Here is a 15,379-nt window from a genome sequence, read left to right on the forward strand (position 1 = left end):
CGGAAGTTAAGCCCTCCAGAGCCGATGGTACTCCGCGGGAAACCGCGTGGGAGAGTAGGTCGCTGCCGGATTCTTTTTGAGAAGCCCTCGTCGCCTTCATGGCGCCGGGGGCTTTTCCTTTTTCTGCCCCTGGCTTCTCCTCCGGGGCTTTTGCTTGAGTGGCACTTCCACCCTGAACCGGGAGTCCCTCGCATGAAGCTGCTTCGTCCCTGCGTCGGTGCGCTGTTCGCACTCACCCTCGTTCTGGCTCCGAGCGCATCGGAGGCCTCAGCGGTTCGCGTGGGGCTTGGCGCCGACTACTGGATCGACACGAGCGCGCTCTTCAGCTTCACCTTGGGGGTTGAGGGCCATGTCGCGGGTCCGCTCTCCGCCGGGGGCCGGGTTGGCGCGTTCCTCGTGACGGACGGAAACACGGTGGGCGTCCCCTTGGATGTCTATCTTCGCGCGACCATTGATCGTGTCTACATCGAGGGCCTTGCCGGGCCGTGGATCTTCTTCGAGGGAGACACGTTCCGCGCTCATGGCGCGTTTGGATTTGGTCTCCAGGGCAAGGCCGCGAGCATTGGAGTCGAGGTGGGCTATCTCGATCCCAAGCCGACGATTGGCCTGAAGCTTGGCTACCGCTTCTAGCCGTGCTGGCTCAGTAGTGTGGTGGACGCTCGTTCGCGCGTGCGTCCACCAGCCCCGGTTCCGCATCCAGCTTGCGCTTCAGGACATCGAGTTCTGCTCGGAGACTGTCGATGACTCGCTGCTGGGCGTAGAGAACGTCGCTCAGTTCCTGCAGGGTCTCCTGCTGCTGGGTGTACCGAATCTCGAGCTCCACGATGCGGTTCTCGTCCATGGGGGCTTCCCCATACACCCAAGCCACCCCGGTCGTCCTCTTCCTCCTCTTGCGCTCGGTTCCACATGAAAGCCTCGCAACACATCCAGCGTGCGCAGGAGTTGCGGGAGCGCGGGCGCCTTGACCTCGCCGAGTCCGCTCTCAGTGATGCCATTGACGCGGCGGTGGCCGAGGAAGATCTCATCCTGCTCACCCGCGTTCGGTTCCTGCTGGGCGCGCTGCTCTTCGAGCAGGATCGTGACGATGAGGCGCTTCCTTATCTCAAGGCGGTAGTCCGCACCGAGCGTGTCGATGGCGCCGTCGACTCCGAGGTGAAGGAAGCCGCGCGGATGCTTCGCCAGATGCGAGACATTGCCCCGGAATGATGGGGAGGCGGTGGTCGCCGCCGGGAGCGGCGTCGGCGGCGACCGGAGCTGTGTTTACGGCAGCGTGCAGCGCTCGCGAATGGCGTCCATTCGCTGTGGGAACCGTCGCTCCAGGTCCATGCGAGACGTGCGCGCCGCCTCAATCTGGCCTGTCTTCAACTGGAGGGCGCAGAGGGTGGCCAGCGGCTCCTGGTTGGAGACATCCAGTCGGTCGGCTTGCCGAAGCGCGTCTTCGGCGGCGATCTCATTGCCGAGTCGGAACCACGCCAGGCCCAGCTCGAAGTGGCCTTCGGCGAGCTTCGGATCGCTCTGGACGGCTTCCTGCAACAGCTTCACGGCGTCGCGATCACGCCCCTCCTTCGCTCGGACCAGGCCCTGTTCCACCAGGAGCCGCGCGTGGGTCAGCTTGCCCTCCATCGCTCGGAACACCGCCATCGCTTCTTCGGGCTTGCCCGTGCGACTGAGCAACCGGCCGTAGCGAAGCGCGAGGAACGTGTCGGTTGGCGCCTGGGCATGCGCTCGCTGGAGCGCCTGAGTCGCGCCTTCCACGTCGCCGTTCTGCTCACGCAGGTCCGCACGGAGAAGCTGGGGGCGGGGATCCGTCGGCGCGGCCTTCTCGGCTCGCTCCAGTGACTGCTGCACGCAGCGCTCCATCCGCTCGACGTCGCAGACGCGCGCCATCAGGAGCAGCGTCTCCATGTCTTCGGGATGACGGCGGTCTGCTTCCTCGACGAGTTCGTGTGCCTCGGCCGGTGCTCCGCTCAGCAGCAGTTCGGCGGCCTCGCGCAGGTTGGCAGGCGTCGACTTCTCGTTGTTCTTGAGCGGGAGCAGGAACCTCACGCGGTGGGCGGGGTCCGGGGTCGCTCGGGCGATGGCCAGCTCCTGCTCGGGCATGTTCCGAGGCAGCAGGAGGGGGATGATGTGGATCAGCACGGCCACACCGCAGAGGGCCAGCACTCCTGGCAGTCCCGGGTCTCGCCAGCGCCGTCGCTGCCCAGTCCCCGTCTCGCCACGCGTCATCGATGCATCACCCACGAACTCCTCCTGCTCCTCGCGCGTCTCGCTTCGCGGACCGCGCTACACCGCTCTCAACTGGACTCGCAGCCCCGAGGGCAGCTCCAGGCCACAGCTCCAGCACACCTCGAAGTTCCCCGGGTTCTCCTCGCGGCACTTCGGGCAGGCGACCACGCGTTGCGCCGCGGCCTCGTTCTCCCGCATGGCGTCGAGGACCTGTCGAGCCGTGTCCAGCTCGTGGGGCCACACCCACAGCTCTACCCACGCCTCCGACATCGGGATCTCGCCCGCCAGCGGGGCCAGCGACTCACCCCGCAGCTCGACCGCCACCCCGGCCGCTTCCAGCGCGCTGGCGAGCAACCTCGCCTCTCCCACGGTGCGGTACACGGCGAGCTGCGCGCGCTTCATCGCCCCTGTGTCTCAGATGCGCGGGTCCCCAGCAACCATCACCCACCTCGGCACCCACGGTCTGCCTAATCGGTCGCCGTGTCCGTGGTTTGTCTATCGTCGCCTGGCGCACATCCTGGATCGAAATCAAGCGCTGGATTCACCGCCAAATCGGCTTGTCGATAAGATTCCGGCTCCCCCGCACCTGCCACCGCGATCCTCCACCGCGTTCGCCTTGGTGCTGTATGTATAGGGTTTGTTCATGGAGGCCTGACGCTCTCTATGTCCGCGCCTGCTCGCTCCGTTCGCGTTGCTCCCCCAGGTCGCGCTCGCTGGCTCGCTCACGGCCTCGCCTTGGCGCTCACTGGAGCTGCTTTGGGTGTGCAGTGGGGGCTCGCCGCCACCCGAGTCTCGCCGCCCTTCTTGCTCTTCCTGGTCGCGGTCTGCCTCGCTCGTCGCTGGGCGGGGACCGGGCCCGCGTGGCTCGCCACGGGCCTGTCCGCGCTCCTCTCGCTGGTCCTCACCATCCAGGAGCCCGCCACGGCTCAGTCGCACACCGAGGTCGGGGCCGGCCTCTTTCTCCTCCTCTGTGCGTTGATCGTCCACTGCCCGGAGAGGCGACCCCTGGCCGCAGAGTTCAGTGCACGGGCGGCGTCCTGGTCTGCGTCCCTGCTGCATGCCCTGCCGGATGCGTTCGTGGCGACTGACATGGATGGCCGGGTGTGTGCCTTCAACTCGGCGGCCTCCCGGCTCACGGGCTGGTCCGTGTCCAATGCCTTGGGGCAGCCGCTTGCTCGGGTTCTCCGCCTGATGCGGCAGGACACCCGTGAGCCTTTGGCGGATCTCCTCGGTGACTCGGCGTGTCCGAAGGGCGACAGTGTGTCAGTGCGGCCCTGTGTGCTGGAGCGCATGGATGGCTCGGTCCTCTCCGTCGAGGTCAACCTCGCGCCGGCGCCAGCTCGGACCGGACCGATGCAGGGCGGCTGGCTCCTGCTGGTGCGGGATGCCTCCAGTCGTCATTGGCTGGAGGCCGAGCGGGCCCGGTGGCTGGCCCGTGAGCATGCGGCGCTGCGTGAGGCGCAATCCACGTGTGCGCGTCAGGAGGCGATGCTCACCCAGGCGCCCATCGCCCTCTTCACGTTCCGAGGCCCCGAGCATCGCTGCGAAAGCCTCAACCCTGCCGCGCACGCGCTCCTCTCCGAGCGCTCCGTACTTGGCCGTCCTGTACGTGAGCTGCTTCCCGAAGGTGAAGCGGTGCTGGTCCGGTGTCTTGATGAGGTCTACCGCAGCGGGGAGCCCTTCGTCAGCCGCGAGGTGACGCTGTCACTGAAGTCACCTGTCACCGCATGCGTCGAGCCACGTGCCTTTGCCCTCACGTGCCAGCCCTGGCACGACACGCATCGGAGTCTCCAGGGGGTCATCTGCCTCGCGGTGGAGACGACCGATGCGGTTCGCGCGCGACGGGCGAGCGAGGCCCAGGCGGAGGCGCTGCGCGCCGCACTCGAGACCCGCGACGAGTTCCTGTCCATCGCGAGTCATGAGCTGAAGACACCGCTCACGTCTTTGCAGCTTCAGTTGCAATTGCTCGCGCGGGCCGTGGCGGGCCGCGCTTCAGAGGGTGAGGCTTCGCCACTGCCCGCGCGCGTTCGTGCGGCGCAGCGACAGGTGGCTCGGCTCGCGTTGCTCGTGGCGACCTTGCTCGACCTGTCCCGCATTCGGGCCGGACGGTTGGAGTTGGAGCCCGAGCAGTTGGACCTCTCCGCGCTGGTGACGGACCTGGCGTCTCGCTGCCAGGAGGATGCCACCAGCGCTGGGTGCCTGCTGAATCTGCAGGTGACGCCGGGGGTGGTCGGGTTCTGGGATCGCCTGAAGCTGGAGCAGATTCTCACCAACCTGCTCTCCAATGCCTTCAAGTACGGCGCGGCCCATCCCGTGGAAGTCACGGTGGACCATGACGACGCCAGGGCTCGCGTCATCGTGCGAGACCACGGCATTGGAATCGACCTGGAGCACCAGGTGCGAATCTTCGAGCGCTTCGAACGTGCTGTGTATGCACGGGACTATGGCGGGGTGGGGCTCGGCTTGTGGATCTCCCGCAAGCTGGCGCGCTCACTCGAAGGCGACATTCGCGTCGAGAGCGTGTTGGGCGAAGGCTCCACCTTCATCGTTCAGCTGCCGCTGCGTCCTCTGGCCTCCATCTCCGTGTGACGAGGGGGCCGGTGGTTGCCGCGCTCACTCTTCTTCGCGGAGTTGATGTGGAAGCACGGCGTGGGCGTGACGCGGGGCCCGGGTGTGCAGCTCCGCCGTGAGCAGGGCGTCCAGCTCGGCGAGCAGCGCATCGAGGGCGGCCCCCGCTCCTCGCGCGGGGAGGTGTGCTGTCGTCAGCCGGACGCGTGGCAGTTCCTCGTCCTCGAAGGCGAGGGTCACCATCAGCCCGTCGCTCTCTCCGGTGGCTGGCGCGAGCGGCGCGGGTGCGGGGGACTGACCTGCTTGCTCCACGAGGGGCAGCAGGCGGCGGGATTCCTCCGCGGTCAGGTCTCGCTCCACCAGCGACTCGCCTTGCTCCAGCACTCGGAGGTGTCGCAGTCCTTCCAGGCGCAGGGCCTGCGCGCCCGTGTTCGTCTTGCCGCTGCGCTCGTACATCACTGTCCTCACGTGGCCGCGCCTCCTTGGGATACGAAGTAGGCACGCCTGACGCGAATGCGCATGGAACTCCGTGCGAGCGACCGTTGCATGACAGTGCGGCGAGCCCCACGGCCGAGTGCGCCCTCCCAGGTGCTTTTCTAGGTTGCCGACCTCCCGGGCAGTCTCGCTCGGGACCGGAGGTCATGACGATGAGCAAGGATTCTGGAAAGCCGACCAGCCCGAACGACCAGCGCTCCAACTCGAAGAACCCCAACAACGGAGCGCAGAAGGCGGCACAAGAGAATCGTGGCAATCAAATGAACCCGAACAACCCTCGCCACCCGTCGAACTCGCCGGGGTCCGGCGGGTCGGGTTCCCCGAACTCGGGCGGTAGCGGCCACGGTGGGAACAAGAGCTGATGCAGCGCGCGGGTCGCGCGTCCCTTCGTGAGGACGACGCGACGCGCGCCTCCAATCGAGCGCGTGAGGGAAGGCAGTGGCTTCCCTCACCTCCAGGTGCCTTGCGCGATTGGCTTCAGCGCGCGCGTGGCGCGCACTCTCCCTCGCCGCGGTAGTGCCCCAACGTCCGCGCCAGCGCGCTGACGAAGTCCCGCAGGTTGTGCACGTTGGCCGCGCCGCCCGTGCCGTACTGGTTGGCGGGCAGCTCGGTCAGGTCCACGGCCGCGAGTTCCTCCAGCGTCACCTCTCCATCCGGTCCCACGATGCCCAGCTTGTCCGCGGCCGCGATGGCGTCGAAGCGCATCCTGGCGTCCGCGGACTGGAGGTCGTCGAAGAACAGGTGGTCGCCGTGGATGGTGAGCTGCACCGTCTCCGTGCCACCGCTGGGCACCGTGACGCCCTTGCCGACATCCGGGCTCTCGCAGTGCTCGTAGAGGGTGTTGAGCGGGAAGCCCCAGCGGAAGCGCTTGGTGGTCGAGCCCTTGGTGGCCGTGCCCTCCACGTAGATGGACCAGCCCTCCTTCTTCATCTGCTCCACGTCCGCCGCGTCCGCGGTGGCCGCCGTGGCGTTTGGCCAAGGCGCGATGGAGTACTGCACCTCGTCCCAGGTGTCCGAGGGCAAGTCCGTGAAGGCGGCCACGTTCACGGGGCCGGGCTTGTGCACATCGAACACGCGCGCGTCCGCGCGGTCCGCCGCCACGTCGCCGCCGTGCTTCGAGACCTTCAGCTCCCCGAGCGTCACCAGGAACTTGCTGTAACGGATGCTCCAGCCGTCCGCGAACGCGGCGGCGGGAATCTCCTTCTCGATGAAGTCCTCACCGTAGGTAGTGAACGTGACGTTGCCGGGGCTGCCGCTGCATGACACGAGCCCCAGGACCGATAGCCCCAGCATCCACTTGTGCTTCATTGCGCTGCTCCTTCCACCCACGTCGCGACGTAGGCGCTGGTGTCTTCCACGCCTCGGGTCAGCGCATTCTGTGCCTGACTCTCCGCGGGGAAGTGGGAAATGCCATCCGGGCCCGCCGAGGCCACGGTGGCGAAGTCGATGCGGCCGAGCCACGTCTTCAGGTCCACCGCGATGCGCACCCGGCCACTCTCCTTCTTCATCGTGCGCTCGAAGCGGATTCCTTCGATGGCCTTGGGCAGATCCACCGTCGCGTCGAAGTGCACACTGCCTCCGTCCGCGTGGCGCGCCGTTCCTCGCACATGCACCGCGTGGCCCGTCAGGGCTCCCGAGGCATCGGTGGACGCGGTGGGCGGCGTGAGCGTCAGCTCCAAGGAGCCGTACTCTCCTGTCACCGCGTTGGCGTCTCCGAGCGTCACGGGGCCCGCGAGGAGATCCACCGTGTGCGTGGTCAGCACCTCGCCCAGGGCGTCTCCCGCGATGTAGTGCCCTGGGTGCGCGTTCGCCGTGCCCCCGATGAGCGAGTACCAGTCGAAGCGCGGCGCTCGGCGCGAGATGAGGACCCGGCCCTCGAAGAATCGGACAGGGCCCATGGAGACGAAGAGGGACTCGGGGGTGACGCTCCAGCCCTTCTCATTGGGGCCCGTCATCGGGACGGCGGTCACCTCCACGGGGAAGGTGATGCGCTCCTCTGCGCTTCCGCAGCCCAGGCTCGTCAGCCCGAGGGCCAGCGCGCACGTCGCTTGTTGCCATCGCGTCACAGGTGCAACTCCAGGGTAAGCGAGGCCTCTCGGGGAGCCCCCGCGGTGAAATGTCTCGAAGGGACGAGGCTCGCGGGTGCGCTCGGGTCGAAGCGCGAGCTGTAGACGAACTCCCCGTCACGCCACCGCGCGTCGAGCAGGTTCTTCACGTCCAAGCGCAAGCCCACGTCGTCACGCCGCGCCGCGAGCAGCAGGTCCGCCAGGAAGACGGAGTGACTGCGCTCGTCGAAGGGCAGGGGACGCGGGCCGAGGAACGTCAGTCCCGTGCCCGCGAAGAAGGTTCCGTTCCAGAGCGAGGCCGCTCGCTCCCAACCCACGTCCGCGCGCGCGACGAACGGCGCGAAGTAGGGCAGCAGGGTCTTCGTCTTCGTGACGTAGGCGTGGGCCACCGTGGCGCTGAGCGCGGCGGTGACTCCTGGGAGCGGACGGGCCTGGAGCGCGGCGGTGATTCCCGAGCGCAGGGTCTGGCCCGTGAAGACCGTGGTGCCCACGGTGTGGTCGAAGAAGAAGTCATCGGCCACCTGCGAACCGAAGGCGCTGGCCTGCACGGAGAGGCGCTCGCCCTCGCGGCGCGCTCCCAACTCGGCGCCGTGGACCGAGACGAAGGGCGCGCGTTCTCCCTCGGCGAGGCCGCGGGCTTGGGGCGAGCGGAACCCATCGCCATAGCTGGCGAAGAGGCCCCAGGTCTCCGAGAGTGCGTACTCCAGTCCGGCCTTCGCACCCAGGTGCACGCCGAAGGCGCTGCGCGAGTAACCCTGGCCGTCATAGAAGCGCGGGTCTCGGAATGCGAGGGCGTCGAAGACCTCCGCGCCCAGCGCGTCCGCGCGCCCGCCGAGCCGCAGCGCCCACCGGCCCATGGAGAGCCGTCCTTCGGCGTAGCCCCAGACATCCGTCTGGGTGAAGTGCGCGTCGATCTGGTCTTCGAAGAAGGTGCCGTCGGTCTCTCGGTAGCGCCGCTGGGTCTGGGTCACGCTGTCTCGTCGAGTCCCGAGCCCCAGCTCCAACGAGGCGGGATGTCCGAGCACGCGCAGCGGACGCCGGTGCTCCACCTTCGCGCCCAACGTGGTGCCGTCGTTGGTTTGCTCCAGGCCATCGCCACGGTCATCCACGCGGAAGCCGGTGAAGTTGTTGCGCAGCCGCAGGTCCGAGAGGATTCCGAACACCTCCAGCTTCGTGCGCGCCGTGCCCTGTCGAGGCAGCTCGATGCCCAGCAGGAGCTGGTGGCGCGACACGGTGCCGCCCTGCCGAGGTGTGGAGGCGGCGAAGAAGGTGCTGCGGCCGAGCTCGTAATCGTCCTCACGCACGACCCCTGGCGAGTCGAAGCGCGTGACGTAGCTGCCCACGACGGCGCGGGCCGTGAGTCCTTCCCCGAGGTGGGTGATGGCTTGGGCGAGGAGGGCGGCTCGGCCATGGCTGCGCTGGGGACCGAAGCCGTCGCCCTGGCCCAGCTCCACCGCGGCGAAGGTGCCAGGGTCGTCTCCCGGGCGCACCGTCGCCACGAGTCTCCGCTGTCCGAACTGGCCCATCGTTCCGGCGAGCCAGACGCCGGGCTCCCGGGCTCCCAGTTCGAGCCTCACCGTTCCGGCGACCGCGAAGTCTCCCTGGAACGCGCGATAGGAGCCCTCGGTCACATCGAGCGCGTTCACTGCCTCCGGGATGATGAAGTTCGTATCCGCGTAGCCGAGTGCGTGGATGTGGCTGACTTCGTTGACCGGTAGCCCCGCCACGTTCAGCTCGACGTCTTGGCCGTGCAGTGCATCGAAGCCGCGCAGGAACAACTGCTGCGCCTTGCCCTCTCCGCTGTGCTGTGAGGCGACGAGCCCGGGAACGACGCGCAGGACATCCACCGCGTTCGTCCTGGGCGCTGCGTCCAGGACGTCTCGCTCCAGCACTACTTCCGAGGCGCTGCGTGGGGCGCGAGTGGCGCGAACCACGGTGGATTGCGTGGGCCGCGCGTCCGGTGTCGTTGCTCGAGCGGGGGCGAGCTGGGGAGATGGCTCGCCTGCCGTGTCGAGCCGTTCCTCTGGGGGATTCGTGGGCTCGGGAGCGGGGCTGGGATGTGTCTCTTGTGCGGCTGTCGCCTCGACGGGGCTCGTGCTGGCGTGTGGGGCTGGAGCGTGCTCGGTGGCTGGCGCTGGGCTGGCTTCCTTATGCAACTCCGTGGCGTTTGTTTCACTGTCACGAGAGGTGATGCCCGCTCGCTCGCGGACGGATGGCGGCGGCGCTCCTTCTTGGGCGAAGGCGGGCGTGAGGAGGACACACGTCGACACAGAGAGGACGAGGAGGGACACGGACGAGGGACCACGGCATGAGGGAGCGGACGCGTCTCGGACCGCGCACGTGTGACACACGCGCACGCCGAGCCGCGCCCATGACGGCGCACCACGACGACCTCACGCGAGTTCAGCGCGCGCGGCCGTGTGGATGCAGGGGACGTGTCTGGGGAAGCTGGCCGCTATGGGCCTTGCGGCATCGCCGTGGGACGCAGCTTCGTCCCTGGCGCAGGACCTGGCGCGTGTTGCCGGTCAACCGTCCACGAGACCCACCGCACCGCGGGCGGAGGCGGCGCGCTCCAGGTCGTCGCCACGGCCAACAGGTGCTCGACCGAGCCGCTCGGGTGCTGATGCGCGTGGGAGGCGGGCCGCTTCTTGCCGGGCGTGGCGTCGCTGGGGTCGTTCGGGTGGGTGTGCTCGCCCGGGCCGTGCCCGTGGACGTGCGCCGCACCACCGCCCAGGCCTCCCCCGTGACCCACCACCGCGTGGACCACCGGCGCGACCAGGAGGCCGTACACCAGGACCATCAGGCCCAGGCACGCCACGTCGCGTCGGTCTCGAGGGTCCAGCACCGCAGCTCACTCAGGTCGGGGAAGAGGAGGGGCGCCGTGCCTAGCCTGTCCCTCGCCCGACATACAAGCCCCGCATCCCCACGGTGCCGGACAATCCATACTCCCCGTCGGGTCCCTTGCCCCGTGGACCTCTTGACGCAGCGCAGCGGATTCCGCTGTCTTGGCAGACTTCTCGCCATAAACTCACGCCGTGCGCTCTGAATCCGCCGCTCTCCTCCAGCCCTCCGTGTCCGAAGGTGCCGTGCCTGTCGCCCCCCCTCCTCGCGCGGAGCGCCTGCACGCACTGGCCGCGCGGGAGTTCGATGTCCTCATCATCGGGGGCGGGGTGGTGGGCGCGGGCTCGGCTCGGGACGCGGCCCTGCGTGGGCTGCGCGTGGCCCTGGTCGAGCGTGAGGACTTCGCGAGTGGAACGTCCAGCCGCTCGTCGCGCCTCATCCACGGCGGCCTGCGCTACCTGGAGCACGGCCACCTGGGGCTCGTGTTCGAGTCGAGCATCGAGCGGCAGCGGCTCCTGAGGCTCGCGCCGCACCTGGTTCGCCCGCTCGCGTTCGTGTGGCCCGTCTATGCGGGCGCTCGGGTTCCGCGCTGGAAGCTCAACGCGGGCTTGATGCTGTACGACGCCCTGGCCCTGTTCCGGAACGTGAAGGGCTACCGGCGCCTCAATGTTCCGCAGCTGAAGGAGGCCGAGCCCGGCCTGCGCACGGACGGCCTCAAGGGCGGTGCGCGTTACTACGACGCGGCCACGGACGATGCGCGCCTCACGCTGGCCAATGCCCTGGGCGCGAGCGCGGCGGGCGCGGTGGTGGTCAACCATGCCTCCGTGCAGCGACTGGTGATGGAGGATGGCAAGGCGCGCGGCGCGGTGGTGCGCGATGCCGTCTCGGGGCAGGAGCTCACGGTGCGCGCGCGGGCCATCGTCAACGCGACGGGGCCGTGGAGCGATGAGGTCCGGCGCCTGGAGTCCACGGGCGCGAGCGGCGCCACGGTGCGCGGCAGCAAGGGCGTTCATCTCGCGGTCCCTCGCGAGCGCCTGGGCAACCGCGACGCGCTCACCGTGCTCTCTCCGGTGGATGGGCGGGTGATGTTCATTCTTCCCGCGGGCCCCTTCGCCATCATCGGCACGACCGAGACGTCCACGCATGCCCACCCGGCCGAAGTGCGCGCGAGTGAGGCGGATGTGACCTATCTGTTGAACTCGGCGAACGCCTTCTTCCCCGAGGCGCACCTCACCCGTGAGGACGTGGTGAGCGCGTGGGCGGGGATCCGTCCCCTCGTGGCGCGCGGCTATCACGGGGGCGACTCCGACGCGGGCAGCGCGAGCCGCGAGCACGCCATCGACGTGAGCCCCTCGGGCGTGCTGGCCATCAGTGGAGGCAAGCTCACCACCTTCCGGGTCATGGCTCGCGACGTGGTCAACGCGGTGGAGCGGCACCTGGGGTTGGCGCATCGCAAGCCGGTCACCGAGTTCCTGCCTTTGCCGGGCGGAGACATCGCCGACCTGGATGCGGAGCTGGAGTCGGCTCGCCAGGAGACGGGCGACGCGGCGACCGCCGTGCACTTCGTGCAGGCGTATGGCAGCGCCTGGCGCCACGTCTGGGCACTTACCCGAGCGCAAGGGGCACTTGCCCGACCGCTCGCCGCGGGGCTGCCGTATCGGTGTGCCGAGGTCGCGTGGGGCGTGTCGCACGAGCTGGTGCTCACGTTGTCCGACGTGTTGACCCGTCGTCTCAAGGTTGCCTTCGAGACGCGGGATCAAGGGCGGCAGGCCGCGCGTGTGGCGGCGAGCGTCATGGCGCCGCTGCTGGGCTGGGACGCGGCGGAGCAGGAGCGACAGCTCGCGGCCTACGACGCGGATGTCCAGCGCGTCTTCGGCGTGGACCCGGCGGAGACCTGACGCCACACGTCCTCCTCCCCTCACACGTCCGACGTCCGACGTCTGCCCACCCAAGAGGGGCGGGCGAGTCGGAAGACGGACAGCTCTTCGAGCAGCCTCTAGGCGGCCGTGCTTAACTTCGCGGTGGGAACGGGAAGGGTCGGCGGTCCGTTCCCCCGGCCGCGTTCCTGGGTCGGCGGCCATGGCAATCCGTGGCCTGGGCGCGTGCGTGAAGGAGAAGCGACGATATGAAGCGTTGGCTTTGGCTCGGGTTGTTCGGACTCATCGCTTGCAAAGACAAACCTCCCCCCACGCAGGCGGCGCAGGTCTGCCCCGGGACCAGTGAGGAGTCCCTGCCGTCCACCGCGAAGGCGGAGCTCACCCAGGCCACCGAGGACGTGCTCGTCACCTTCAAGCCGCGTGCGTCCGCGATGAGCGCGGCCGTGGCGACGACGGACTTCGCCGCGGGCCTCGAGCGCTCGGGCGCCATCGTCAAGCATCGCTTCCCTCGGCTGCGCACGGTGTCCGCGCGCATGACCCCCGCGGCGCTCGCGGCGCTGAAGAACAACCCCGACGTGGAGTCGGTGGAGCCCAACCGTCCGGTGCACGCGCTGGGACTGTCGCCGGGGCTGCCGCCCACTTCGCTGATGGGCGTGACGGCGCGGAACACGGTGGGGCACGTGGGCGAGTACACCGAGGGCCTGAAGATGGTGCAGGCCCCGCAGGTGTGGGACGCGAACAATGACGGCGTGCTGGACGATGGCCGGCCCACGGGCGCGGGCATCACCGTGTGTGTCATCGACAGCGGTTGGGACAACCGTCAGCCGGAGTTGCAGGCCGCGTACGCGGGCGGCAAGGACTTCGTCGACAACGATGACGAACCGTTGGATCAGAAGGTGGACGTCGCGGGCAACGTGACGTGGGGCGGTGGTCACGGCACGCACGTGGCGGGCACCATCGCGGCGCAGCTCGCGGCGGGCGGACACGTGCTTCCGGGGCAGGACCCCAACGGCGTGGTGGGCGTGGCGCCGGGCGTGTCCCTGCTCATCGCGCGCGTGCTGGACGTGAAGGGCAATGGCAGCACGGCGGACGTCATCGCGGCCGTGCAGTGGTGTCATGATCAGCACGCGCAGATTGCCTCGCTGTCGCTGGGTTCTCCGGAGCCGTCCGACAAGGAGAAGGCCGTGTTCGAGGCGGTGTGGGAGGGTGGCACCAAGCCGACGAGCATGCTGTCCATCGCGGCCAGCGGGAACGCCGGTTCGGATGACCCGGCCCAGTCGCAGCCCATCTCCTATCCGGCCGCGTATGACACGGTGATGGCCGTGGGCGCGGTGGACATGACGGGCAAGCACGCGAGCTTCTCGCAGTACGGCCCGCAGCTCTCCGTGGTCGGGCCGGGCGTCAACGTGCTCAGCTCCGTCATCATCGACTCGGCGTCATACGCGGACATCTCATCGGGGGGCGCGCGCTTCCCGTCCACGCCGCTGGAGTACACGGGCGTGGGCTCGTACACGGGCCGGCTGGTGAACTGCGGCGTGGGTGACAGCATCCACGCGTGCGGGACCGAGGCCACCTGCGATGGCTTCGTCGCCTATGTGGACCGCGGCGGCGGCGTCTTCTTCGAGGACAAGGCGCGCAATGCCATCCAGGCGGGCGCGCGCGCGGTCATCATTGGCAACAACGACGGGGATGATGGCGCGGGCAACTTCACGCTCACCAATCCGTCGCGCATCTGGGTGCCGACGTCCTCGGTCTCGCTCGTCTCGGCGCAGACCATCAAGGGGCTCTTCGGTGAGCAGGTGACGGTGGACGTCAACGGCGTGGACTACCAGCGCGAGACGGGCACCTCCATGGCCACCCCGCACGTGTCCGGCGTGGCCGCGCTGGTGTGGAGCTCGCGCCCGAGCCTCACCGCGCAGCAGGTGCGGACCGTGCTGGAGAACACGTCGAAGCGAGACGACTCGCCGGGCGTCCCCCTGCATGATGACAAGTTCGGCTGGGGCCTCGTTCAGGCGCTCGACGCCATCAACAAGGCCGCAACGCTTCCTGCTTCCACGCCGTGAGCCCGAGGGGCTTCGCGCCCCAGGGGTTCGCGTCATGAGCGCCCTCGGTCCTCGGCGGGACCGGGGGCTTTCTCTTGTCCCGGTGGGCTCAGCGCGCGATGGAGAGCACCACGGGCGTGGCCACGAGGCACGCGCCCACGCGCGCCTCGATGGCGGCCACGGCCTCACGCGTGGGATCCACGCAGGTCTCTCCCGCGGGGACGGACCAGGCCTCGAGTCCCCAGGCGTCCTCGGCCGGAGTCGGTGGGAGCTGCTGCGTCACGTTGAAGACGATGAAGAGCAGGGCGGCGATCGCCCCCAGCGCCATCTTCCCCTGGTGAGACCAGCGGCCCTGGGTCCGGGCTCGCAGGGCCTGCGCGGACGCGAGCCGGGCCTCCAGCGCCGAGAAGTCGAGCGCGCGACGATGCGGCGCGCGGCGTGCGCGCTGCGCCATCCATCCACGCTCCAGCTTCAGCCACGCCATCGATTGGGTACAGGCGGCGCAGCTGTCCACGTGGTGCTGGACGCGCTCGGCCTCGTCGAAGGGGAGCTCGCCCGCGAGCAGGGCCTCCAGCGGATGTTCAGGACAAGGGGCGTTCATGAATGGCCTCCGACGTGGTCCGCCAGCCGCTCGCGCAGTTGAAGGCGCGCGCGGTGAATCTCATTCTTCACCTTGGGGAGCGACCAGCCCATGACCGAGGCGATCTCCTCGTAGGGCAGGCCATGGTCGATGCGCAGCAACAGCGCCGCGCGTCGCTCCTCTCGCAGTGCCCCCAGCGCCTCGGCCAGCAGCCCCTCCAGCTCCCGGTCCAGCAGCAGGTCCTCCGGGGAGGGCGTGGGCAACACCGCCTCGACCTGCCCCTCGTGGGCCTCGTCGTCCACGTCCACGTGGGTCATGCCCCGCCGACGCCGCGTCTCCAGGTACACGTTGCGCGCGATGCCCAACAGCCACGCGCCCAGCCGGTCCCCATCGCGCAGCGCTGATAGCCGGCCATGGGCCCTCACGAAGGTCTCCTGCGTGGCCTCATCCGCCGCCGCCTCGTCGCGCAGCAAGTCGCGCAGGAAGCGCCAGACCGCGGGGGCGTGCCGCTCGAACAGGGTTCGGAAAGCGGCGGGGTCTCCGGCGCGCGCTCGACGCAGCAGCGTGGATTCCCGGTCCGTGTCGGACGGAATCACACTCACCATTGCCATCTTCACCGCGGAAAGGAAGGCCACGTCCCACCGTGACATGAACGGGGCGGTGGTTTCAGCGGCCGTTGATTTT

15 protein-coding genes and 1 rRNA gene are annotated in these 15,379 nt (G+C 68.9%); 6 read left to right on the top strand and 10 right to left on the bottom strand.

Going from position 1 to position 15,379, the window contains the following annotated elements:
• Window positions 1-71: ribosomal RNA gene (gene rrf / locus KRR26_RS13515) — 5S ribosomal RNA — on the top strand; the annotation flags it as partial.
• 121 nt (window positions 72-192) lie between these two features.
• A complete protein-coding gene (locus KRR26_RS13520; RefSeq protein WP_120210923.1) occupies window positions 193-630 on the top strand; it encodes a hypothetical protein in 438 nt (145 codons plus the stop codon).
• A 10-nt stretch (window positions 631-640) separates the two neighbouring features.
• Here the strand turns inward: KRR26_RS13520 and KRR26_RS13525 are convergent, their stop codons facing one another.
• Window positions 641-841, bottom strand: a complete 201-nt coding sequence (locus KRR26_RS13525; RefSeq protein WP_120210922.1) for a SlyX family protein — start codon at window positions 839-841, stop codon at window positions 641-643.
• A gap of 65 nt (window positions 842-906) precedes the next feature.
• Between KRR26_RS13525 and KRR26_RS13530 the strand changes: the two genes are divergently transcribed.
• Window positions 907-1,206 carry a hypothetical protein gene (locus KRR26_RS13530; RefSeq protein ID WP_217080000.1) on the top strand — a complete coding sequence of 100 codons (300 nt, stop codon included), beginning with the start codon at window positions 907-909 and terminating at the stop codon, window positions 1,204-1,206.
• A gap of 54 nt (window positions 1,207-1,260) precedes the next feature.
• Here KRR26_RS13530 and KRR26_RS13535 read toward each other — a convergent pair whose 3' ends face one another.
• Window positions 1,261-2,241, bottom strand: a complete 981-nt coding sequence (locus tag KRR26_RS13535; protein WP_233577549.1) for a tetratricopeptide repeat protein — start codon at window positions 2,239-2,241, stop codon at window positions 1,261-1,263.
• A 42-nt stretch (window positions 2,242-2,283) separates the two neighbouring features.
• Complete coding sequence (locus tag KRR26_RS13540; protein WP_120210920.1) at window positions 2,284-2,628, bottom strand: nucleoside phosphorylase-I family protein; 345 nt, start codon at window positions 2,626-2,628, stop codon at window positions 2,284-2,286.
• Between the two features lie 360 nt (window positions 2,629-2,988).
• On the opposite strand from KRR26_RS13540, the gene KRR26_RS13545 reads away from it, so the two are divergent.
• The gene (locus tag KRR26_RS13545; RefSeq protein WP_328707133.1) at window positions 2,989-4,815 is read left to right on the top strand and encodes a sensor histidine kinase; all 1,827 of its coding nucleotides are present in this window, start codon (window positions 2,989-2,991) and stop codon (window positions 4,813-4,815) included.
• Window positions 4,816-4,839: 24 nt separating this feature from the next.
• Here KRR26_RS13545 and KRR26_RS13550 read toward each other — a convergent pair whose 3' ends face one another.
• From KRR26_RS13550 to KRR26_RS13570, 5 genes are all read right to left on the bottom strand, one after another.
• Complete coding sequence (locus KRR26_RS13550; protein WP_120210918.1) at window positions 4,840-5,262, bottom strand: hypothetical protein; 423 nt, start codon at window positions 5,260-5,262, stop codon at window positions 4,840-4,842.
• A gap of 504 nt (window positions 5,263-5,766) precedes the next feature.
• Window positions 5,767-6,597 (bottom strand): hypothetical protein, encoded by an 831-nt coding sequence (locus KRR26_RS13555; RefSeq protein WP_217080002.1) that lies wholly within the window; start codon window positions 6,595-6,597, stop codon window positions 5,767-5,769.
• Complete coding sequence (locus KRR26_RS13560) at window positions 6,594-7,355, bottom strand: hypothetical protein (RefSeq protein ID WP_217080003.1); 762 nt, start codon at window positions 7,353-7,355, stop codon at window positions 6,594-6,596. The genes KRR26_RS13555 and KRR26_RS13560 overlap by 4 nt, the downstream gene beginning before the upstream one ends.
• Entirely contained in the window at window positions 7,352-9,289 is a 1,938-nt protein-coding gene (locus KRR26_RS13565; RefSeq protein ID WP_328707122.1) for a TonB-dependent receptor, read from the bottom strand. The genes KRR26_RS13560 and KRR26_RS13565 overlap by 4 nt, the downstream gene beginning before the upstream one ends.
• Window positions 9,290-9,810: 521 nt before the next feature.
• On the bottom strand, window positions 9,811-10,200 hold the full coding sequence (locus tag KRR26_RS13570) for a hypothetical protein (protein WP_120210913.1): 390 nt from the start codon (window positions 10,198-10,200) through the stop codon (window positions 9,811-9,813).
• A 190-nt stretch (window positions 10,201-10,390) separates the two neighbouring features.
• Here KRR26_RS13570 and glpD point away from each other — a divergent pair, with 190 nt between their 5' ends.
• Window positions 10,391-12,094 carry a glycerol-3-phosphate dehydrogenase gene (gene glpD / locus KRR26_RS13575; protein ID WP_120210912.1) on the top strand — a complete coding sequence of 568 codons (1,704 nt, stop codon included), beginning with the start codon at window positions 10,391-10,393 and terminating at the stop codon, window positions 12,092-12,094.
• Window positions 12,095-12,321: 227 nt separating this feature from the next.
• Window positions 12,322-14,136: a S8 family serine peptidase gene (locus KRR26_RS37625; RefSeq protein ID WP_120210911.1), complete on the top strand. Its 1,815-nt coding sequence runs from the start codon at window positions 12,322-12,324 to the stop codon at window positions 14,134-14,136.
• Between the two features lie 88 nt (window positions 14,137-14,224).
• Here KRR26_RS37625 and KRR26_RS13585 read toward each other — a convergent pair whose 3' ends face one another.
• Together KRR26_RS13585 and KRR26_RS13590 are read right to left on the bottom strand one after the other, a co-directional pair.
• Window positions 14,225-14,716, bottom strand: coding sequence for a zf-HC2 domain-containing protein (locus tag KRR26_RS13585; RefSeq protein ID WP_120210910.1), 492 nt, complete (start codon window positions 14,714-14,716; stop codon window positions 14,225-14,227).
• Complete coding sequence (locus KRR26_RS13590) at window positions 14,713-15,330, bottom strand: RNA polymerase sigma factor (protein ID WP_217080005.1); 618 nt, start codon at window positions 15,328-15,330, stop codon at window positions 14,713-14,715. The genes KRR26_RS13585 and KRR26_RS13590 overlap by 4 nt, the downstream gene beginning before the upstream one ends.
• Window positions 15,331-15,379: the final 49 nt, after the last annotated feature.

Origin of the sequence: Citreicoccus inhibens (assembly GCF_019039035.1) — a bacterium.
Taxonomy (GTDB): domain Bacteria; phylum Myxococcota; class Myxococcia; order Myxococcales; family Myxococcaceae; genus Citreicoccus; species Citreicoccus inhibens.